Genomic DNA, 1,288 nt, shown 5'->3' with positions numbered 1-1,288 from the left:
TGAAGTGACCCCTCAGGTCCCGACACTTCCGTTTTATGCCGCGAGGCTCAGCCGTTGATGGCAGCGGACCCTCGCCTGGTACGGCGTGATGTAGCCGATGGTCGAGTGGAGCCGCTCCCGGTTGTAATGTTCCGCAATCCACCGGAAAACGTCCTGCCGAGCCTGCGCCCGGGTTTCCCAGACGGTCGTACCGATCTCTGCTTTCAGGGCGGCGAAGAAGCTCTCCGCGGCGGCGTTGTCGAAGCACGAACCGGTGCGTCCAGTGCTCTGCCGGATGTCCAACTCGCCCAGTAGGTCACGGAATTGATGGGACGTGTATTGCGACCCGCGATCGGAGTGAAAGATCGCGTTTCCTGCCGTGTGCCCGCCCTCATGGGCCATCCGGATGGCGTCCGCGATCAGCTCGGTGCGCATGTGGTCGGCCATCGACCAGCCCACGACCTCCCGCGTGCACAGATCGATCACCGTCGCCAGATACAGCCAGCCCTCTGCCGTCGGCAGACAGGTGATGTCCCCGACGAACTTCAGACCCGGCATCGGCGCGGTGAAGTCCCGCAGGATCAGATCCGGCGCCGGCGGCGCCGTACGGTCCTGTCTCGTCAGCGACCGCGACTTCCGTCGCGTTATCCCGACGATCTCACGCTCCCGCATGATCCGGGCGACGCGCTTGCGGTTCACCACGTGCCCCTGGTCCCGGAGTTTCCGGGTGATCCGCAGAGCCCCGTAGGACCCCCGGGAATCGGTATGGATCTCCCGGATGAGGCGGGCCAGGCCCTCTTCCTCATCGGCCTTCTCCTGCCGTGCCTCCTTGTTCTGGTGCCAGGTGTAGTAGCCGGAGCGGTCCCATCCGAGAACGTCACACATCCGCTTGACCCTGTGGGCGTTCCGGTGCTCGTCGACGAAACGGAAGCGGATCACCGTGTCGTCTCCCGCGCGAAATAGGCGGCGGCTTTCCGGAGGATCTCGTTGTCCTCCTTCAGCCGGGCGTTCTCCCGCCGCAGGCGCTTGAGCTCTTCCTTCTCGTCAGGGGTCATACCGGCGTCACCCCCGCCGTCCGCCGACTGGGTGCGGGACCGGTCGTCGCGGACCCACTTGCGCAGGGTCTCCAGATGGATGCCCAGGCCGTGGGCGATGTCGGTGAGGGAACGGTCCGGCGAGGAACGTACGAGGTCGACCGCGTCCCGCTTGAACTCTTCGGGGTAGTTCTTCCGCTTTGCCACCTTGGATCACTTCCCCTGGATGACGAAACATCCAGCGTCCAGGTGTCGGAATTTCGGGGGTCACTCCA

Annotated in this window: 2 protein-coding genes; both read right to left on the bottom strand. The window is 64.9% G+C overall.

Annotated elements, in window-relative coordinates; genetic code table 11:
* Positions 1–33 precede the first annotated feature (33 nt).
* Positions 34–918: an IS3 family transposase gene (locus ACWFR1_RS40385; protein WP_453561116.1), complete on the bottom strand. Its 885-nt coding sequence runs from the start codon at positions 916–918 to the stop codon at positions 34–36.
* Positions 915–1,220 (bottom strand): transposase, encoded by a 306-nt coding sequence (locus ACWFR1_RS40380; RefSeq protein ID WP_453561114.1) that lies wholly within the window; start codon positions 1,218–1,220, stop codon positions 915–917. The genes ACWFR1_RS40385 and ACWFR1_RS40380 overlap by 4 nt, the downstream gene beginning before the upstream one ends.
* Positions 1,221–1,288 lie beyond the last annotated feature (68 nt).

Source organism: Streptomyces sp. NPDC055103, assembly GCF_053607625.1.
Note: the sequence above shows the minus strand (reverse complement) of the source record. Positions and strands in the feature narration are given on the sequence as shown.